The organism is Rhodococcus sp. MALMAid1271 (assembly GCF_049195265.1).
Lineage (GTDB): Bacteria > Actinomycetota > Actinomycetes > Mycobacteriales > Mycobacteriaceae > Rhodococcoides.
Window position 1 is genome coordinate 109,763 of sequence record NZ_JBMIRQ010000126.1, and the last position, 17,471, is coordinate 127,233.

Genomic DNA, 17,471 nt, shown 5'->3' on the forward strand with positions numbered 1-17,471 from the left:
CAGTATGTCAGGACCCTGAAAATATAGTTCGGCTACCCGAACAATGCAACGCGGCGCGGTGGTTCGGCGACATCTCGATCAGATGGGCAGGACCACTGCACTGACGAATTCGTTGCGGATCCAGGCGATGAACAATCCCCACACTCCGGTCAGCAGCGCGATGCCGACGGCGATCATGATGACACCGCCCGCGACCTTGATCTTCTGCGAGTTCCTCCGAAGCCACCCCACCCCGCGCATCGCCGAACTCGAACCGAACGCGAGGACGACGAACGGTAGGCCGAGCCCCATGCAGTACGCGACGATGAGAGTGACCCCGCGAGCTGCGGTTGCACCTTCGGTTCCTGCTGCAACAGACAGAACGCCGGCGAGGGTGGGGCCCAGACACGGTGTCCAGCCGAGCGCGAACACACCGCCGAGCAGCGGCGCTCCAGCGAGGGACGAGATCTGCTGAGGTGCGAATCGGGTGTCGCGTTGCAGAACGGGTATCAATCCGATGAACGCCGCACCCATGATGATCGTGATGACGCCGCCGACTCGTTGGAGCACTTGCTCGTTGATGCGCAAGGTGCCGATGACTCCGAAGATCGAGGCTGTGGCGAGGACGAAGACGATCGTGAATCCGGCGACGAACAACGACGCTGCGCCGGCCACACGCCAGCGATTCGCCAGCTCCGTCGACGACGTGCCGGTGGTCGAGGTGCCGGGCGATCGGGTCTCGGCTGATTGGGCGTCGGCACCGGCGATTCCCGCCAGGTAGGACAGGTATCCCGGCACCAGCGGCACCACGCACGGGGAGGCGAACGAGACCAACCCGGCGAGCATGCATGCCGCGATCGCGAGCAGAAGGGGCCCGCTCGATGCCGCGTTCTGGAAGGCCGACCCGATGTCCTGGGCGAGAAGAGTCGTCATTCTGCGGCTACCCGTTCGACGACGGGAAGGAGATCGTCGGTGAGCAAGGCGCGCATGAAGACCGCGGCCACGCGGTGCTGACGGTCGAGTACCAGCGTCGAAGGGATCACGCTGGTCGGGTAGTTCCCGCCGAGAGCGATCAGGGTCCGCATCGAAGGGTCGTAGATCGAGGGGTAGGAGACGTCGTTGTCGACCACGAAGTCCTGCGCTTTGTCCTTCTGTGGATCTCTGACGTTGAGGCCGAGGAACTGCACGCCGCGCTCGCGGGTGGTCTCGTAGACCTCTTCGAGGTCGTCGGCTTCGCCGCGGCAGGGGCCACACCACTGACCCCAGAGATTGATCACCACCACCTTGCCGTCGTAGTCCGACAGAGCGGTCGTCTTGCCTTCCTCCATCAGATCGGGGCCGGCGAGTTCGCCTATGGTACCGCGTGTTTCGGGGGGATCGTAGACGATGTCGGTTCGACCGCCGGGGGCGACGAAGTCGAAGCTACCTCCCGTGGATGCAGCCTGTGCGCCGTCGGAGCATCCGGAGATCAGTAGTACGACGGCAAGAATCGATCCAATTGCCGCGGTGGGCGTGGAGCCTTGACGGCGCGCACCGACCCACGCAGGGAAAAAACGTGTCATGAGGTGAAATCCTTTACTGCAGTGCGGATCTGGTCTGTCGTCTCGAACACTGTCGGGTCGGTGACGCGCTCGATCGTTCCGTCCGGGTGGAGGAAAAAGCTCAGGGGAAGGACCGGCGGTGCCGAGAGCGCGTCCAGGACGCTGCCGCCGTCGATGTAGTTCGGATAGCGGACGCCCAGTTGCGTGAGCAGCGCGGCCGCGTCCTCGGGTCGGTCCTCGACGTCGATTCCGATGACTGGGATCGCGTCGGGTTCTGCGGCGTAGGCATCGAGTACGGGCATCTCGGTGCGGCACGGGCCGCACCAGGATGCCCACAGGTTGATCAGCGTCGCCTCGCTGCCGAGAACATCGGCGAGATCGACATAGCTGTCGCTGCCGATGCAGCGCGCTATCACTCCCGCCAGCGGACCGCCTTCGCGCGGTACCGGCGGCGGACACAGCGGTAGCGCTGTTGCTCGTGCCGCGTCATCCGGCGGGCGGGACAATGTGGGTTCGGGTCCGACCGGAGCGACATTGTTGGCGATGACGTCGGACGGGCCGCCCTCGACGCCACCGGAGCGGGGCCACAGTGCGACGATCGATGCAACGACAACGACGAGCATGACGATCGACCAGCCGCGCGTCATCGCCGTGACCTTCTTTCTCGAGAGGGCGGCAGAGGGGCGAACGGTACGTCGCGGATCATAGGAGCGTGGACCAGTACGACCAGAAACGCTGCGCGATCAGGGCGATGAGGAAGAGAAACCACACGGTCAGCGGAATCGAGTGATTGCGAATCACCGAGTCAAGCCATACCCGAAACCATTGCCGAAGAGCGGATTTCGACCTGGCGCGGTCGAGGTTGCGCAGCGTGACGTACCAGAAGATCGGTACGGTGACCGCCCACACCGCCATGCAGTAGGGGCACAGGGCGCCGATCTCGTACAGGCTCTGCACGATCAGCCAGTGCACGAAGACTGCGGCAGCAGTGACACCGACCTGCACTGCGCCCCAGAACCACTGCGCGAACATCGCACCGGCGAGAAGGGCGGCACCCACTGCTGCCACGACGGCGAAGCCTGCGATCCCGAGGAGGGAATTGGGAAATCCGAACGCAGACGCCTGCGGGGTGTCCATCACCGATCCGCAGTTGAGCACCGGGTTGATGCTGCAGGTCGGGGCGTAGGCGGGGTCGAGCGCAAGAGCGAACTTTTCTACCGTGAGCACGAACGCGGCGGTCAGGCCGATCAGGCCGCCCACCAGCAGCAGCCAGGGCAGGCTCCGGCCGAACGATCCACCTTGTCGGGTCTCGTTCGCTGGGAGGTCAGCCGAGTGCAGCGTCGAGGGCATCGGCGAGGTCTCCGTACGTGGTCGGTTCGATCTTGGTGCCGTTGAGGAAGAACGTCGGGGTGCCCTGCACGCCGAGCGCGATCCCGTCCGCGACGTCGGCCTCGATGCGCGCGAGCGTCGCAGGGTCGGTGTAAGCGGCATCGAAGGCGCTCATGTCGAGCCCTTGCTCGACGGCGAAGCTGCGGAACAACTCGTCCTGCGGAACCTGCTGTTCGCCCCACTGCGCCTGCGTTTCGTACATGCGCTGATACATCGCCTCGAATCCGCCCTGCTGGGCCGCGGCCTCGACTGCGCGTGCGGCTCGTTCGGCATTGAAGTGGGAGGCGATCGGAAAGTAGCGGGCCACGAAGCTCACCCGGTCGCCGTACTCTTCACGCAATTGCTCGATCGCCGGGTAGGCCGATCGGCAGGCCTCGCACTCGAAGTCGAGGAACTCCACGAACGTGACCCGGCCGTCGGGCACCGAGTTCAACCGATGACTGTTCTCGCGCACCGCAATCGAGGCAGGGTCGGTCGCGGCCTGCTCGGCGGCGGCAGCATCCGGAGACCCCGATCGATCCACCACCAGAAATACAGCCAACGCGGCGGCGAACACGATCACCAGGGACAAGGAAATCTTCAACGCTCGGCTCATACAACTACCTTCTCGATTCGTTCGGATTGATCAATGGGCCCGATATGGGCGTTTCGACTCGTTATGACACTAACAATCGTACGAACGTTGACTAAAGGACCTTCCCTAACGATCGCATGATTGTTAGATTGTGCCCATGGCCTTGGAACCTCTGGACTCGTGCGATTTGTTGTGTATGGACCTCCCTCACGCCGAGAGGGTTCGCGCTACTCTGCCCGCGCTCGGCGATATCGAACCGGTCGCCGACGCTGCCCGAGCATTCGGCGACCCCACCCGACTGACCATCGCGCTCGCGTTGAACGCCGGCGGGCAGATGTGTGGCTGCGACATCGCGTGGATCGTGGGACAGAGCCAGAAGCTGGTCTCCCACCATCTCCGCAAACTCAAAGCCGCGGACGCCGTCACATCGAACAGAGAGGGAAAGTTGGTCATGTATTCGCTCACCGACCGCGGCACCCGACTGCTCGCGACACTGACCGAGGTACTGCCCACCGCCTCGGCCACCGCCGAAGTCACCGGGGTCGATCATGGCTGACGCGTGCTGCGGACCTACCCCGGCAGCGCCGACCACCGAATCCACTGCTGACGGTGCGGGCACGGGAGGTCCGGCTCCGACCGATGCACTCCCGGGGTTGTGGCAGGTCCGCGAGCTGCAACTCGCCTCGGCCGCCGCGATCATCCTGGGCGCATCGTGGGTGCTCGGTCGAACGGGTGCCGATGCGGTTGCGACCGTCGGCGCTCTGATCGCTGCCGCGATCGCCGCCGTCACCTTCGTTCCCGCGACGGTGAGAAATCTGCGACACGGACGCATCGGTGTCGGCACGCTGATGACGATCGCGCTCCTCGGTGCCATCGCATTGGGCCAGATCCCCGAGGCCGCGATGCTCGGCATCTTGTTCTCCGTCGCCGAGGGACTCGAGGAATACGCGGTCTCCAAGACCCGCCGCGGACTGCGCGCACTCCTGTCCTTGGTGCCGCCGACGGTATCTGTCCTGCGCGGTGGAACCGAGCAGGCCCTGTCCCCCGACGATGTCGTGATCGGGGACATCATGGTGCTGCGGCCGGGTGAGCGAGCTGCCACGGACGGCACCATCGCTCGCGGTTCGACCAACCTGGACGTGTCTGCGATCACCGGTGAATCCGTGCCCATCGAAGCCGGTGTCGGTGACGAGGTGCATGCCGGTGCCATCAACGGCGGCGGGGCCATCGAGGTCACCGTCACCACGAAGGCGTCGGAGAGCTCACTCGCTCGCATCGTGCACATCGTCGAGCAAGCCCAGGACCGCAAAGGGGCCGGCCAGCGGCTCGCAGACCGGATTGCACACCCCCTCGTGCCCTCGATCATGGTTCTCGCCGTACTCGTCGCCGGCGTGGGCGCGGTGCTCGGTGACCCGATGCTGTGGCTCGAACGCGCACTGGTGGTCCTGGTCGCGGCATCACCGTGCGCGCTGGCGATCTCCGTTCCCTTGTCGGTGGTTGCAGCAATCGGCGCAGCAAGTCGCAACGGGGCATTGATCAAAGGCGGTGCAGCAGTGGAAGAGCTGGGCCGCATTCGCGTCGTCGCCTTGGACAAGACCGGCACCCTCACCGCAGGACGACCGGAGGTCGTCGACGTCGTCACCGCTGCGGGAATCAGCCGCGACGCCGCGCTGGCCGTTGCTGCTGCGCTCGAAGCGCGCAGCGAGCATCCACTCGCCCGCGCCGTACTGGCCTCCGTATCGACCGTCGCGGCAGCCGATGATGTCACTGCCATCGCCGGGCACGGCCTGACCGGCACCCTCGACGGAGCCCCGATCAGGCTCGGGAAACCGAGCTGGTTCGACACACACCCCAGCTCCGAGGAGTTCCGCGCCGACGTCGCTCGTCTCCAGAGCAGCGGTGCCACAGTCGTTCTCGTCGAACGCGCCGGAGTTCTGATCGCTGCGATCGCCGTCCGCGACGAACTGCGGCCCGAGGCCGCCGAGGCTGTCCGCCAACTCACCGCGCTCGGTATCGACACTGCGATGCTCACCGGCGACAACGCGCTCACTGCGCAGGCTCTGGCGACCCAGGCGGGCATCACCGCCGTCCACGCCGAACTACTGCCCGAGGACAAAGCGGCCCTGCTGACCGACATCGCGGCCGGACGCAAGATTGCCATGGTCGGCGACGGCATCAACGACGCTCCCGCCTTGGCGACCGCAGATGTCGGTATCGCCATGGGCGCGATGGGAACCGACGTTGCCATCGAGACCGCCGATGTTGCCCTCATGGGGGAAGACCTCCGGCATCTACCGCAGGTGCTGGCCCACGCTCGACGCGCCCGGCGCATCATGATCGAGAACATCGCCTTGTCGATTGCCATCATCGGCGTGCTCGTCCCACTGGCTGCTACCGGTGTCCTGGGCTTGGCCACCGTGGTGCTCGTCCACGAACTCGCCGAAGTCCTGGTCATAGCCAATGCGATTCGCGCCGCCCGCACCACTCCCTTGGACGGGTTCGTGCCCCCGCCCGCGGCGTCCGGTGCCCTCAACGTCACGATCGCACCCGCAGCGGCCTTCGAGGATGCCTGCTGTGCTCCGGCTCCGACGCCGAGGAACACCGCACCTCTCGCATCTGGGAACCTACTGGCCTCCAACACCACAACGTCACCATCGGCGATCGGAGCATACGATGACAGCTCCGGGTGCTCGGATGGATGTACCTGCTGCACATCGACCCCCGCGCACGGCGAACTCTTCCGCGGAAAGAGGTAGAGACCTGTGAGCGGTGATCGAACTGCACGCAGGCTCTACGAGATCGAAATGACCGCAGCAGCAGGGGCATCGACAACAGAGGTGCGCTGGTACCACCTCGAACGAGCACACATCCTCTCGCAGCCCTATCCGTGGTTGCATACTCGCAACCACGCCGCGATGTTGAAAGCTGCGGTGACAGAACATGATCGGCGCGAATCCTGGGGCCAGTTGATTCGGATCGTGGTCGCTGCTCCAGGATCGTGGTCGGGGCGATACCCGGCCGGTAACACCGGCCGGGTCGAGGCGGGACTGATGTCGCCGATGCCCATTCCGCAGGACCTTGCGGACGCGCTGGGGGGCACGTAGCGGGAGTCATCAGTTCAGGCCTGCGTAGGAGTGTAGGCCTGAGACGACCATGTTGATGATGAACAGGTTGAACAGCATCGCCACGAATCCGGCGATGTTGATCCATGCTGCGCGGGTGTTGCGCCATCCGCTGGTGGCTCGGGCGTGCAGGTAGGAGGCGTACACGATCCAGGTGATGAAGGAGACCGTTTCTTTCGGGTCCCAGCCCCAGAATCGGCCCCATGCGGCTTCGGCCCAAATGGCACCGAGGATGACGCCGACGCCGAAGAGTGGAAATGCGAAGATCGTGGTCTTGTACGCCAGGATGTCCAGTGTCTGCGCGGAAGGCAGACGGGCGACGATTCGGCTCATTCTGCTCCCCGAGGCCTCGGGATGCTTCATGCGGATCAGGAACAGCGCGCTCGCAACCCCGGAGATCAAGAACACCCCGCTGCCGAGCGAGACGATCGAGACGTGCACCGGCAGCCAGTACGACTGCAGTGCCGGTACCACCGGTGCTGCGTTGGCGTACAGCACGGTGCCAGCGACGAACAGGAGGATCAACGTCGGCACCAGGACGAACAACCACAGGGTGCGCAGCTGCTTGGAGCGCAGCACCACCAGTGCAGCCAGTACACCGGCCGCGCAGGTGACCGAGACGAATTCGTACATGTTGCCCCACGGCGGCCTGCTGGCGGCGATCCCGCGAAGAACGATCGACCCGACATGCAACGTCAGCGCCACCATCACCAGCCCGAGTCCGGTACGGCCCATGCGTTCGGACGGAACCCGCCGGGGTGCATCGGGAATGCGTCCTGGCGTCGTCGATGTCACTGCGATCACCCGCGTGCGCAGTCGCTCCATATTGTGCAGCGCCGCGCTACGGGTCGATGCGAGCTGGCCGAGGAATGCGATCGCTGCGAGGAGATAGACCACGAAGGCTGTCTCGAAGCTGATGTCGCTCCAACGGGCGAGGGTGTCGTCGATCGGCATGGTGTTACACCGTTTCTCTGTCGTGGGTCTCGGAGACGCTCGAAGTTGTCTGCGGCCAGATCTGTGACCGGAGGGTCTGGAATTCGGGTCCCCAGCCGGCGTGATCGGTGCGAGCCAGGCCGCCCATGTCCACTCGCGAGAGACCGTGTTCGCCAAGGTGGGCCCGGAACCAGACACGACGGCGTGTGATGACCAGGGACACCAGTAGTCCGGTCATCATCGTGACCGCGAACACGAGGACCCACCGCTGCGCGGGGTCGTATCCGACCTGGAGATTCGCGAATTCCTTGGCACCGTCGAACCGGACGAGGGTGCCGTCGGAGAGGGTTGTCGATTCTCCGGGCCGCAGGTTGACCCGGTCCTGCTTGACCAGCCGACCCTGGTTGATCATCTCCTGGTCCAGGGAGAAGATCGACTGCGGGATGCCGGTGTCGAGACCGGTGTCGCCCTTGTAGATGTCTACTGCCACAGCGGGATCGACCAATTCCGGGAAGCGGGAGGAGAGCAGGTTTCCGTTGAATTGCGCGGTGGGCGCGAAGAGTCCTTCGATGGCGATCTGGCCTCGGCGGCGTTCGTCGGCGGTGGCGTAGGTCCCCCCGGGTGGGTCGAATCGCAGCGCGCCGCTGCTGAGGAACGTCGTGGCGTCGTCGGGGCGGAACTGCAGGGCTTCGGTGCGGGTCTGGCCGTCGGGGAAGGTGACGGTGAATTCGGGGGCGTAGCCGTGTCCGGTGAGGTAGATGCGTTCGTCGCCGAGCCGGAGGGGTTCGTTGACTTTGAGTTGATAGTCGCGCCAGGTGTCGGCGGCGATGTCGTCGGCGCTCTGGTAGGAGATGTTCGAGGTGAACATCTCGGCCTGACCATTGTCGAGGTAGTCGGCGGTGAAGTCCTTGACCCGGATACAGAACGGCTCGAGTCCGGTGCCGTCGGTGCTGTTGCCGGCGCGGAAGGAGTCGTAGACGGCGGGAGAGGTGTTGCAGAAACCGGGTCCGTTGTCGGCGATGACGATGACCGAGCCTTCGTAGCCGAACAGTTTGCCGATGGCGATAGCGGCGAGCAGACCGATCAGAGAGAAGTGGAAGAGCAAGTTCCCGGCCTCGCGGGTGTAGCCCTTCTCGGCCGAGAGAGTCAGTGCCCCATCGGGCTCGGGCCGAACGACGGTACGCCACCCTTTCAAGTGCGGCGCGATGTCGGCAATCACCTTCTCGGGGTCACCGGCGAGGGTGCCCGAATGCTGCAACGGTAGTCGAGTGAGGTTTCGAGGTACTCGAACAGGTTGTGCGCGCAGAGCTTTGCCGTGCTCGATCAACCGGGGAGTCAGACAGCCGATCAGGGACACGAACAGCAGGACGTAGATCGCGGTGAACCAGGAACTTGCGAACACGTCGAACAATTCCAGTGTGTCCATCACCGGCCCGAGAGCCGGGCGCGCGGCGATGTAGGCATCGACGGCCTGGGTATTGAGATTGCGCTGCGGCAGCAGTGCGCCGGGGATTGCTGCGGCGGCGAGGAGGAACAGCAGCACCAGCGCTGTACGCATCGACGTCAGTTGTCGCCACCGGTTGCGCAGCATCGCCACTGTTCTGCGCACCAGTCTCGGCGAGTGCGCACCGGGGTGTTCGTCGATCGTCATCTCCGCACGCCCGTCACCGACCACCATCTAAATACTACGCGACATAGTAGTTTGCGTGTTCGGTGTGGTGGAGCGTGGTCGGCGCAGCAGCGAGAACGCCAGTGCCGCAACAGCGCCGGTGGCGGAAATCCATTCCGGAACGCTGCCGGTGATCGTCGCCGGGGTGAGCGTGGCGCTCAGGGACACCTCGGTGACGACAGCTGCGGGGGTGAACAGCTCCGTGCGCTCGACGACCTCCCCGCGTGCATCGATGACGGCGCTGACGCCGCTGGTGGCCGAAACGACGACGCTGCGCCCGTGTTCGACCGCTCGCACCCGCGACATGGCGAGTTGTTGATAGGTCATGTTCGTCCGACCGAAGGTGGCGTTGTTGGTCGGCACTGCGATCAGCTGGGCACCGGCGCGAACGGAGTCGGTGAGCAATGCGTCGAAGGCGACCTCGTAGCAGGTGGCCACCGCGACGGGCACTCCGGCGAGGTCGACGACACCGTTGCCCTGGCCCGGGGTGAAGTTTCCCGCTTGGGCGGCATAGGGAGAGAGTGCCGTGACGATCGCGCGCATCGGCAAGTATTCGCCGAACGGCACCAGTTGTCGCTTGTCGTGCATCTGTCCGGGCCCGCTGGCGGGATCCCACACGATCGAGGTGTTCGTGGTGGTGCCGTCGCCCTGGCGTAGCACCGTGCCGACGAGAATGGGCACTCCGACGGCGCGGGCTGCGGCGTCGATACGTGCGGCGGCATCGGGGTTGCGCAGAGGGTCGATGTCGGAGGAGTTCTCCGGCCAGATGACCAGATCGGGTGCGCGTACGCGGCCGGAGTCGATGTCGTCGGCGAGCTCGATGGTGCGCTGAACGTGGTTGTCGAGCACTGCTCGTCGTTGGGCGTTGAAGTCGAGACCGAGCCGCGGGACGTTGCCTTGCACCAAGGCGACGGTGACCGTGTCCTGCTGCGGTGGAGCGAACAGTGGAGCTACCACCGCGAGCGCCCCTACAGCAGTGGCCGCACCGATGCACGACGCTGCTGCAGTTCTGCGGGTGATGCGATCGGAAGCGATGGCACCGGCCAGAGCGGACCCGATCAGCACCACGACGAACGACAACCCCGGCGCGCCGATCAACGCAGCCAGAGGCAGCAGCGGCCCGTCGGATTGACCGAATGCGATGCGGCCCCAGGGGAATCCGCCGAACGGGATCCGAGATCGTGCCGCTTCCATCGCCACCCAGGCGCTCGCCACCCAGACCGGCCCCCACGGCAGTCGGGACATCCGATCCGCTACTGCGCCGAACATCGCCACGAAGAGGGCTTGAACGACGGCCAGCGCCAGCCACGGCACCGATCCGACGTACTCCCCCACCCACGGCAGCAGAGGCACGAAGAACGCCGAGCCGGCGACGAAGCCGTAGCCGGCTCCCGCGAGCGCTCCCTGCCCGCGGACCGCCAGCACCAGCACGGCAATCGCCGCGGGAGCGAGAAACCACAGATCGACGGGAGGGAACGTGGCGTACAACATCAGCCCGGACGACGCGACGGCGAGGAGCCGGATCCACGCGCGGACTCCGTTGCTGCCGGTCACCCACCGCGCCCGGCTCGGGCCGTAGCCGAGAGGTCGAGGTCCGGGTTCGATGTCAGGAGCGGCCCTCATGACGGCACTCGCGTGCAGCCGGTACCGGAGAAGTCTCTGCCGTTCATCAATTACTATGTTGCATAGTATTTGAAGTTATGGCAACTCTGCGGTGGAGACCGATCCCATGCCGTCGACGCGCAACACCCGTCCGAGGTACACCCGAGAACGAGGATCCGTGAACCGCTCCCCCACCACGTCTCCCACGCGAGTGCGTGCTTACACAGTGACTCTCGTGCTGACATTGGTCGCTACCGCGCTGACCGTCGACTACTGGGCGCAACAAGCGTTGCCCGGCTCTCCGATCGCACTACCGGTCCTCGAACTGCGACTCGCCTTCAACCGCGGAATGGCCTTCAGCCTGGGCGATTCGCTGCCTCTATGGGTGATCGTGTCGGTCACGGCGACGATCACCGCCGGGGTCGCGGCCTACGGATGGCACAGCGCTCGGCACGGGGAGCAGTGGACAACGGCAGCGCTGGCACTGATCCTCGCCGGTGCCCTGTCCAATGTTCTCGACCGGCTTGTCGATGGTGCGGTCACGGACTACTTCCACACTGGATGGTGGCCGACGTTCAACCTCGCCGATGTCTACATCACCAGCGGTGTCGTGGTGCTGATCGGTGCGTCGGTGTTCGTGCGGGATACAGCCGAGAGGCAGCCCGGTTCCGATTCGGCGGCCGCACACACCTGACCGTGGACCTCACTGTCTGCGGCTCCTTCGCCGTGTCGCCGGTGCAGTGCTCGCTACGGACGTCCCTGTGGACCACCGACCGCGCCGCGCAGATCCGTCTCACGACCCCGCGTGACCCGAGCCGGCGGGTTCGCACGACCCCGCCTCACCCACTTCGAAGACCTCGACTGCTCCCTGTCACCACGCCACTTCCCGACATCGCCCCTCACCGCGTGGAGGTTCGACCTGCAGCGTGGCGTGTTCGAGACTGTACTGATCGAGAAGGACCTGTTGAGCGGCAGCGAGCACCGGCGGTGAGGCGGTACCCGGGGTCACGGTCAAATGCGCCGACGCGACCTCCATCCCGGACGTCAGGGTCCAGATGTGCAGGTCGTGCACGTCCTCGACACCCTCGACGGCGGCCAACGACTTCTCGACCGCTGCCACGTCGATGCCCGACGGGGCGTGCTGCAGCAGTATCCGCACGGCGTGACGGCCCAGGTTGAACGCGCGCGGCAGGACGAACACTCCGATGGCGACCGCGATGACCGGATCTGCGTACCGCCATCCGAACAGGACGGTGACCAGCCCGCTGACGAGTACGCCGATCGAGCCGAGCATGTCCGCCATCACCTCGAGATACGCACCCCGAACGTTGAGGCTGTCCTTGGCGCCGCTGCGCAGCAAGGCGAACGCGATGAGGTTCATCACGAGCCCGAGTGTGGCCACCGCCATCACCGGGACGCCGGGGACCTCGGGCGGATTCGAGATGCGTTGCGCTGCTTCGTAAAGAATCCAACCGGCCACACCGAACAGCAGAAGTGCATTGAACAATGCGGCGAACACCTCGGCTCGGTAGAGCCCGAACGTGCGGGCAGCCTTGGTCGATTGTCGCTGCGCGAGTGTGATCGCCACGATCGCCATCAGTATCCCGAACACGTCGGTGAACACGTGTGCGGAATCGGAGAGCAGGGCCAGCGACGAGGTGGACAGGCCGACCACGACCTGCGTCACGAGGGTGACCGCCCCCAGGCCGACGGCGATCCACAGTCGGCCGAGGTGTTTTCCGGAAGCGCTGGCCGGTGAACCCGGCTCGATCCCGTGGCCGTGTCCGTGCCCCATCGCTGCTCCTTCGTCGTGTCCGGTCCGCAGAACGACAACATATTGCGATATGCGCATATATGCAAGTGTTGAAGGATCGTCCGGCGGCCCGGACTCGTACAACTATCATTCGTAGTAGTTCATTGTCGGCGCAGGTCGGACTGCCTCGCGCCTATGACGAAAACACGATCCACCGGGAAGAGGCGGACACCATGGCCACCGAAGCGGCCCGCTCGACCCGCGGCGCAGTGGATCGACGCTCCGGATCGCAGGTGATGGTGCTGTGCGCGGTGATTGCCGCGGTGGTCGCTGCACTGCTCGCCGCGATGTCGACGTCCCAAGCGCTCGTCCTGTTGGGTCTGCCCGATCCCGGCCCGGTCACCACGTTCGGGATTCCGGCGCTGACCGCGATCGGCGAGGTGGCCGCGGTCGTGGCGGCGGGTTCGCTGCTCCTCGCAGCATTTCTCGTTCCGCCTCAGAGGTCGGGTGTGCTCGACATCGACGGGTACGTAGCCGTCCGCACCGCGGCGAAGGCCTCCGCAGTGTGGGCGGTGTGCGCGGCGGCGTTGGTGCCGCTGACGCTCTCGGATGCGTCGGGTCAACCTGTCGGATCCGTTGCGGCGCAACCGGTGCAGTTCCTCGGTGCGATCGGCGATGTCGATTCCTCCACTGCATGGGCCATCACCTCTGCGGTCGCGGCGATCACCGCCGCAGCATGCGCGGCGGTGTTGCGGCATCGGTGGACCCCCGCCTTGTTCGCCCTGTCGATGCTCGCGTTGATCCCGCGCGCGGTCACCGGCCATTCCTCGACCGGCGGCAATCACGACATCGCGACGAACTCGTTGATTCTGCACATCCTCGCTGCCGCACTGTGGGTGGGCGGACTCCTCGCACTTCTCGCTCATGCGCTGCGCGGGGGTGGACACCTCGCCGTCGCGACCCGCCGCTATTCGACGCTCGCTCTGGTTGCGTTCGTGATCATGGCGGTCTCCGGAGTGGTCAACGCTGCCGTGCGAGTACCCGTGACGTCGCTGTGGGATTCGACGTACGGCGCTCTGATACTGGCGAAGATCGCAGCTCTGGCGATCGTGGGGACCCTCGGGTGGATGCAGCGACGACGAACGGTCGGCGCTCTGGCTCACGATCCCGAGAACCGCAGATCCCTGATCACGTTGTCGATGATCGAGACCCTCGTTCTCGTCACCACAGTGGGCCTGGCGGTCGCACTCGGTCGCACTCCCCCGCCCCCGCCGCAGGACGCTTCGCTACCTCAGGCGCACGAAGAGGCCTTGGGCTACGTGTTGGACGGCCCTCCCACCGCTGCGCGGTTGGCGTTCGAGTGGCGTTTCGACCTGGTGTTCGGCTCCGCGGCGGTGATCGCGGCCGTCCTGTACCTGCTGGCCGTGCGGCGCCGCCGGCGGGCAGGCCTGCCATGGCGGAGGCGGTGGACAGCGAGCTGGTTGACGGGCACTGCGGTGCTGCTCGTGGCGACCTCGTCCGGGGTCGGGCTCTACAGCCCGGCGATGTTCAGCGTGCACATGGCGGGACTGACCGCGGTCGCCATCGCCGTGCCGTTGCTGTTGGTCCTCGGCCGACCGGCCACCTTGGTCGCCTCGGTCCTGCCGACCGCGCCGGCAGCCGAGGCACCGGGCTCGCGCGAATGGCTCCGGGCTGCATGGCACAGCCGAGCAGCCCGGATCGCGATCCACCCGTGGGTCAGCACCACGGTGTTTCTGAGCAGCTTCTACCTGCTCTACCCCGGCGCAGTGTTCGACACCGTCGCCGACTCTCATGTGGCACACATGGTGATGAAGGGCTGGTTCCTGACCGTCGGGATGGTGATGTTCTGGGGCACGGTCGGCGAAGACCCGGTACCGAGACCGATCGCGGGACTGACGAAGTTGCTCGCGAGTATCACCGCGCTGGCCGGGTTCGCATTCTTCCTCGTCGTGACGATCGATCTCGAGACCGCGCTCGGAGCGAGCTTCTACAGCGGACTGCGTCTGGATTGGAACGCAGACCTGCTGGCCGATCAGCGGCGCGGCGGCACTCTGGCGTGGGGCATCGGCGAGTTGCCGTTGCTCGCTGCCGCGGTTCTCGCCGCGGTCCGGTGGTCGGCGGCCGACGAGAGCGCTGCACGGCAACGAGATCGCCGAGTCGACGATCAAGGTGATACCGAACTCGAGGCGTACAACACCATGCTCGGTGGCCTGTCCTCTCGGCGGGATCACCCCTGATACCCGAAGAATCCGTTCTCGGTCAGGGTCGCCGCAGCCCGCGGGATGTCCTGCCGAGGACCGTGACCAGCGGTATGGGCGAATCCGGGTCGAGCGGGATGGAAAAACTATGCTCGATAGTAGTAACCTGTGGCCTGACCGTCACCATTTCGTTATCTCGAGCGAGGCCTCGGCCTCGTAGCCACCAAGGATTGTGATCTTGGCCCGACACCGCACACCCGATCCGATCGACGACGACTGCGCAGCGCCGGCGCCGGCGCGCGGCGGCGTGATGTCGATGCCCGTCGGCACCAGGCCGCTGGCGCTCACCGATCGCCCCCGTCATCGGCGGGCCGAGTTCGCACCCTCGCGTTTCGTGACCGAGTCGCCCGCCGATGCCGGGTACTCCGAGACTCTGTCGGAGGACGAGCGCACGCCCTCGGCGCAGACGCCCGCACCGGATGGACCCGCTCACGCGGTCAGCGACGCCTGGGACACCGCGGGCGCGGGCGCTACCGCGTCGATGTGGGCGGCGCACGTGGCCGGTCCGGACGAGCCGACGCACGGCGAGGGTGACCGCGATGTAGTCCAGGCCGTGTCGCGAACTGCTCGCCGCGGACTTCATCGCCGCCGGGTGCCGAAACCAGGTGGCCGCGCCATCGCTGCGTCGGTCGCGGTCGGTGCCTTTCTTTCCGCGGCAGCGACGGCTCCGAACACGGGGTCGCAGGACAGTGTGGCGCTCAGCGCTGCGAGTATCGATCGACCTCCCGCCGGCGTCCTGCCGCCGAGCCCGGTCGTTGCCTCACCCCCGCAGGTATTGCAGTTACCCGATCTCGATGTCGGCCGGGTCGCGCAGCGCATGACCGAGCAACTCGCCGAGGGGGGAGTTCGGGCGGCGGAGCGCGCTGCACGCGATGCCGAGGCGCGGCGCCCGCTCTCGGTGGTGCCGGTGTCGGGCACATTGACCTCCAGTTCTGGGCCACGTTGGGGGACAACGCATTACGGACTCGACATCGCCAATACGATCGGGACGCCGATCGTATCGGTGACCGACGGTGAGGTCATCGAAGCAGGGCCGGCGCAAGGGTTCGGCCTGTGGGTGCGTATTCGTCAGGACGACGGCACGATCGGGGTGTACGGCCACATAGACCAGGCGCTCGTCACCGCCGGTCAACGTGTGAAAGCCGGCGAGCTCATTGCTACGGTAGGCAACCGAGGCCAATCCACCGGACCCCACCTGCATTACGAAGTGTGGCAACCCGACGGTGCCAAGTCCGACCCGACGGCGTGGCTGTCGGCACGCGGAGTCGATATCACCTGACACGACGAGGAAAGAAGAACTGGCGATGAAAAGGCTCGGTGATCTCGAAGCGGAGGTGATGAACGTGCTCTGGGAATGCGATCGACCGCAGTCGGTCCACGACCTGCGTGAACTCATGGCCGACAGAAACCCCGCCTACACCACGATCCTGACCGTCGTGACCCATCTCCACGAGAAGGGGTGGGTCGAGCGGACCAAGCAGTCACGCGCGTACCTGTACTCCCCGGTGCAGTCGCGCGCGGAGGCCACCTCGCAAGCGCTGCGCGAAATCCTCGACACCAGTACCGACTCGGCCGCCGTCCTGATGCATTTCGCGAAAACCGTCACCGACGACGAGCTCGACGCTCTGCGGGGGAACCTGCCGGACGTGAACCGGTGATCGTCGCGCTGGTGTTGCTCCTCGCGGCGATCATCGCGGCCGTCGCCCTGCCGCGGCCGCTGACCTCTCTCACCCGCACCGTGAACCCCACTCTCGCCTTGACCGCATGGATCGGCAGCATCGCCGGGGTGCTGTTTCTCGTGGGATCCGCGGTGACCGTGTTGCTCTGGCCCGGCCATGCGCCCGCCGAGGGCATGGTCGAACTCGCCGTCCGCTGTCTGGGCTCACTGCAACACGCGGCCCAGCCGTGGATCGGCGAAGCGGTCGCCGGAGCATCGGTCGTCCTCGCGGCGTCGGCGTCGGCGCGCGTCCTGCGCTCGACTCGCCGTCAGCTTCGAGCCCGGTCCAAAGTCCGCGACTATCACCGCGATGTCATCGCCGTCGTCGCGCGTACGGACCCCGGACCCGAACCGATCATGTGGCTCGACCACCCGCTCCCGCTGGCCTACAGCATCGACGGTCGCCCCGGCTACGTCGTGGCCACCGAAGGCCTGCTCGCCCATCTCGATCCCGATCAACAGCGAGCTGTGATCGCACACGAACGCGCCCACCTGCGCGGGCGCCACCACCGCATCGTCAACATCTGCGAGATCCTGGCCGCGGCGTTCCCTCGCGTTCCCCTGTTCGCCGCAGCACCTGCAGCGGTACGGGTTCTGGTCGAGGTCGCCGCGGACCGGTCCGCGGCCGCGGTCACCAGCGCCGACGCTGTACGTTCGGCACTGTCGACGGTCTCGCAGGCGCATTCTGCACGTCCACTGTGGGCACTGGGCCTGATCGGCGAATCGACCACCGAACGACTCCATCACCTCGATACGAGCACGCAGATGCCGACCCGGACAGTGCCCGGCGCATACGCTGCCGCCGCCGTACTGCCGCTCGTGGTGCCGGCCGCCATGGCAATCCTCACCCTCAGTGCGATCTCCGCCGCGGCATGTGCGGCCGTCCTGACCTGACCCACCCAAATACTATGCA

17 protein-coding genes are annotated in these 17,471 nt (G+C 65.9%); 8 read left to right on the forward strand and 9 right to left on the reverse strand.

Annotated features, from left to right (window positions below):
• Positions 1 to 78: 78 nt before the first annotated feature.
• The 5 genes from ACOQFP_RS24700 to ACOQFP_RS24720 are packed head-to-tail and all read right to left on the reverse strand — an operon-like array spanning position 79 to position 3,504.
• Positions 79 to 912 (reverse strand): cytochrome c biogenesis CcdA family protein, encoded by an 834-nt coding sequence (locus tag ACOQFP_RS24700; protein WP_135047279.1) that lies wholly within the window; start codon positions 910 to 912, stop codon positions 79 to 81.
• Positions 909 to 1,541 carry a TlpA disulfide reductase family protein gene (locus tag ACOQFP_RS24705; RefSeq protein ID WP_121870980.1) on the reverse strand — a complete coding sequence of 211 codons (633 nt, stop codon included), beginning with the start codon at positions 1,539 to 1,541 and terminating at the stop codon, positions 909 to 911. Before ACOQFP_RS24705 ends, ACOQFP_RS24700 begins: the two co-directional genes overlap by 4 nt.
• Positions 1,538 to 2,167 (reverse strand): TlpA family protein disulfide reductase, encoded by a 630-nt coding sequence (locus ACOQFP_RS24710; protein ID WP_121870981.1) that lies wholly within the window; start codon positions 2,165 to 2,167, stop codon positions 1,538 to 1,540. The genes ACOQFP_RS24705 and ACOQFP_RS24710 overlap by 4 nt, the downstream gene beginning before the upstream one ends.
• Before the next feature lie 55 nt (positions 2,168 to 2,222).
• Complete coding sequence (locus tag ACOQFP_RS24715; protein WP_421585786.1) at positions 2,223 to 2,870, reverse strand: vitamin K epoxide reductase family protein; 648 nt, start codon at positions 2,868 to 2,870, stop codon at positions 2,223 to 2,225.
• Complete coding sequence (locus ACOQFP_RS24720) at positions 2,845 to 3,504, reverse strand: DsbA family protein (protein WP_032370897.1); 660 nt, start codon at positions 3,502 to 3,504, stop codon at positions 2,845 to 2,847. Before ACOQFP_RS24720 ends, ACOQFP_RS24715 begins: the two co-directional genes overlap by 26 nt.
• A 136-nt stretch (positions 3,505 to 3,640) precedes the next feature.
• Here ACOQFP_RS24720 and ACOQFP_RS24725 point away from each other — a divergent pair, with 136 nt between their 5' ends.
• Genes ACOQFP_RS24725 through ACOQFP_RS24735 form a run of 3 tightly spaced genes read left to right on the forward strand, consistent with a single transcriptional unit; the run spans position 3,641 to position 6,587 of the window.
• Positions 3,641 to 4,039: an ArsR/SmtB family transcription factor gene (locus ACOQFP_RS24725; protein ID WP_121870983.1), complete on the forward strand. Its 399-nt coding sequence runs from the start codon at positions 3,641 to 3,643 to the stop codon at positions 4,037 to 4,039.
• Positions 4,032 to 6,239 (forward strand): heavy metal translocating P-type ATPase, encoded by a 2,208-nt coding sequence (locus ACOQFP_RS24730; RefSeq protein WP_121870984.1) that lies wholly within the window; start codon positions 4,032 to 4,034, stop codon positions 6,237 to 6,239. The genes ACOQFP_RS24725 and ACOQFP_RS24730 overlap by 8 nt, the downstream gene beginning before the upstream one ends.
• 6 nt (positions 6,240 to 6,245) lie before the next feature.
• Complete coding sequence (locus ACOQFP_RS24735) at positions 6,246 to 6,587, forward strand: DUF3703 domain-containing protein (protein WP_259468029.1); 342 nt, start codon at positions 6,246 to 6,248, stop codon at positions 6,585 to 6,587.
• A 9-nt stretch (positions 6,588 to 6,596) separates the two neighbouring features.
• Here ACOQFP_RS24735 and ccsB read toward each other — a convergent pair whose 3' ends face one another.
• Genes ccsB through lnt form a run of 3 tightly spaced genes read right to left on the reverse strand, consistent with a single transcriptional unit; the run spans position 6,597 to position 10,830 of the window.
• The gene (gene ccsB, locus ACOQFP_RS24740) at positions 6,597 to 7,559 is read right to left on the reverse strand and encodes a c-type cytochrome biogenesis protein CcsB (protein WP_121870985.1); all 963 of its coding nucleotides are present in this window, start codon (positions 7,557 to 7,559) and stop codon (positions 6,597 to 6,599) included.
• Between the two features lie 4 nt (positions 7,560 to 7,563).
• The gene (gene resB, locus ACOQFP_RS24745; RefSeq protein WP_183130250.1) at positions 7,564 to 9,189 is read right to left on the reverse strand and encodes a cytochrome c biogenesis protein ResB; all 1,626 of its coding nucleotides are present in this window, start codon (positions 9,187 to 9,189) and stop codon (positions 7,564 to 7,566) included.
• Positions 9,190 to 9,216: 27 nt separating this feature from the next.
• On the reverse strand, positions 9,217 to 10,830 hold the full coding sequence (lnt, locus tag ACOQFP_RS24750; protein ID WP_121870986.1) for an apolipoprotein N-acyltransferase: 1,614 nt from the start codon (positions 10,828 to 10,830) through the stop codon (positions 9,217 to 9,219).
• A gap of 106 nt (positions 10,831 to 10,936) precedes the next feature.
• Between lnt and lspA the strand changes: the two genes are divergently transcribed.
• On the forward strand, positions 10,937 to 11,503 hold the full coding sequence (lspA, locus tag ACOQFP_RS24755) for a signal peptidase II (protein WP_259468030.1): 567 nt from the start codon (positions 10,937 to 10,939) through the stop codon (positions 11,501 to 11,503).
• Positions 11,504 to 11,680: 177 nt separating this feature from the next.
• Here the strand turns inward: lspA and ACOQFP_RS24760 are convergent, their stop codons facing one another.
• Positions 11,681 to 12,604, reverse strand: a complete 924-nt coding sequence (locus tag ACOQFP_RS24760) for a cation diffusion facilitator family transporter (RefSeq protein WP_121872700.1) — start codon at positions 12,602 to 12,604, stop codon at positions 11,681 to 11,683.
• Between the two features lie 191 nt (positions 12,605 to 12,795).
• On the opposite strand from ACOQFP_RS24760, the gene ACOQFP_RS24765 reads away from it, so the two are divergent.
• The 4 genes from ACOQFP_RS24765 (at position 12,796) to ACOQFP_RS24780 (ending at position 17,452) form a co-directional block, all read left to right on the forward strand.
• Complete coding sequence (locus ACOQFP_RS24765; RefSeq protein WP_121872701.1) at positions 12,796 to 14,820, forward strand: cytochrome c oxidase assembly protein; 2,025 nt, start codon at positions 12,796 to 12,798, stop codon at positions 14,818 to 14,820.
• 502 nt (positions 14,821 to 15,322) lie between these two features.
• A complete protein-coding gene (locus ACOQFP_RS24770) occupies positions 15,323 to 16,120 on the forward strand; it encodes a M23 family metallopeptidase (RefSeq protein WP_421585790.1) in 798 nt (265 codons plus the stop codon).
• A 25-nt stretch (positions 16,121 to 16,145) separates the two neighbouring features.
• On the forward strand, positions 16,146 to 16,499 hold the full coding sequence (locus ACOQFP_RS24775; protein WP_032382574.1) for a BlaI/MecI/CopY family transcriptional regulator: 354 nt from the start codon (positions 16,146 to 16,148) through the stop codon (positions 16,497 to 16,499).
• Positions 16,496 to 17,452 (forward strand): M56 family metallopeptidase, encoded by a 957-nt coding sequence (locus ACOQFP_RS24780; protein ID WP_206498359.1) that lies wholly within the window; start codon positions 16,496 to 16,498, stop codon positions 17,450 to 17,452. The genes ACOQFP_RS24775 and ACOQFP_RS24780 overlap by 4 nt, the downstream gene beginning before the upstream one ends.
• Positions 17,453 to 17,471 lie beyond the last annotated feature (19 nt).

Excerpts from the sequence above, each read along its gene's own strand:
- ACOQFP_RS24700 (WP_135047279.1), bottom strand. The coding sequence starts at position 912 with ATGACGACTCTTCTCGCCCAGGACATCGGGTCGGCCTTCCAGAACGCG.
- ACOQFP_RS24705 (WP_121870980.1), bottom strand. The coding sequence starts at position 1,541 with ATGACACGTTTTTTCCCTGCGTGGGTCGGTGCGCGCCGTCAAGGCTCC.
- ACOQFP_RS24710 (WP_121870981.1), bottom strand. The coding sequence starts at position 2,167 with ATGACGCGCGGCTGGTCGATCGTCATGCTCGTCGTTGTCGTTGCATCG.
- ACOQFP_RS24715 (WP_421585786.1), bottom strand. The coding sequence starts at position 2,870 with ATGCCCTCGACGCTGCACTCGGCTGACCTCCCAGCGAACGAGACCCGA.
- ACOQFP_RS24720 (WP_032370897.1), bottom strand. The coding sequence starts at position 3,504 with ATGAGCCGAGCGTTGAAGATTTCCTTGTCCCTGGTGATCGTGTTCGCC.
- ACOQFP_RS24725 (WP_121870983.1), top strand. The coding sequence starts at position 3,641 with ATGGCCTTGGAACCTCTGGACTCGTGCGATTTGTTGTGTATGGACCTC.
- ACOQFP_RS24730 (WP_121870984.1), top strand. The coding sequence starts at position 4,032 with ATGGCTGACGCGTGCTGCGGACCTACCCCGGCAGCGCCGACCACCGAA.
- ccsB (WP_121870985.1), bottom strand. The coding sequence starts at position 7,559 with ATGCCGATCGACGACACCCTCGCCCGTTGGAGCGACATCAGCTTCGAG.
- resB (WP_183130250.1), bottom strand. The coding sequence starts at position 9,189 with ATGACGATCGACGAACACCCCGGTGCGCACTCGCCGAGACTGGTGCGC.
- lnt (WP_121870986.1), bottom strand. The coding sequence starts at position 10,830 with ATGAGGGCCGCTCCTGACATCGAACCCGGACCTCGACCTCTCGGCTAC.
- lspA (WP_259468030.1), top strand. The coding sequence starts at position 10,937 with ATGCCGTCGACGCGCAACACCCGTCCGAGGTACACCCGAGAACGAGGA.
- ACOQFP_RS24760 (WP_121872700.1), bottom strand. The coding sequence starts at position 12,604 with ATGGGGCACGGACACGGCCACGGGATCGAGCCGGGTTCACCGGCCAGC.
- ACOQFP_RS24765 (WP_121872701.1), top strand. The coding sequence starts at position 12,796 with ATGGCCACCGAAGCGGCCCGCTCGACCCGCGGCGCAGTGGATCGACGC.
- ACOQFP_RS24770 (WP_421585790.1), top strand. The coding sequence starts at position 15,323 with ATGTGGGCGGCGCACGTGGCCGGTCCGGACGAGCCGACGCACGGCGAG.
- ACOQFP_RS24775 (WP_032382574.1), top strand. The coding sequence starts at position 16,146 with ATGAAAAGGCTCGGTGATCTCGAAGCGGAGGTGATGAACGTGCTCTGG.